The organism is Vibrio sp. 2132-1 (assembly GCF_033344315.1).
In genome coordinates, this window is record NZ_JAWPON010000537.1 from 1 (window position 1) to 610 (window position 610).

A 610-nucleotide genomic window follows, 5' to 3' on the forward strand; every position below is an offset into this window, starting at 1 on the left:
GTTTAATTCAGACGTTTTCAAAGCCATTTACTGTTTACCCCTGATTTAATGACGGCCAGTTAGAGTGCAATACGCGCTCCAATTCCAATGCGCTTTTGTGAACCGCATCTTGAGCAGTTGCAAGTGTCTTCTTGCCGCCTTCGAAATCACTTACGGTTAAATCAAACACAGTGCTGTAGGTGTCTGCACACGTTTCAAATGCACGGCTACGTGGAATGGTTGCCATCATCACTTGGTCACCAAGCAGATAGTTCATTTCCGTCAATACCGAGACTTGCTTCTTGTTGTCGTCTTCGAACATGGTTGGCATTAGACGAACAAACTCTAAGCCATTCCAATCTTCTGGGAACATCTCATAAACCGTAGGCAAATGCTGGAAGAAGTTAACCGTAGATGCCCAGTCTAGACGTTTTGCCGCACAAGGAATTAACAGTGCATTGGACGCGTACATCGCATTCCAAACCAGAGGGTCGACGTGCGGACCGGTATCAATCATGATGATATCGAAGTCATTCGCAATCTTGTCGATAAGCTGTTCTTTCAATAGACGAACGATATCAAGTGATGGGTCTTCAGACAGCGTTTGCCACGCTTCTGCGTTAAACATAGC

General features: G+C 45.4%; 1 protein-coding gene. It reads right to left on the reverse strand.

What is annotated here, in order from left to right:
• Window positions 1-34 precede the first annotated feature (34 nt).
• Window positions 35-610 (reverse strand): ParA family protein (locus R8N47_RS26505; RefSeq protein ID WP_318186272.1); only part of this gene is annotated, 576 nt, incomplete at its 5' end.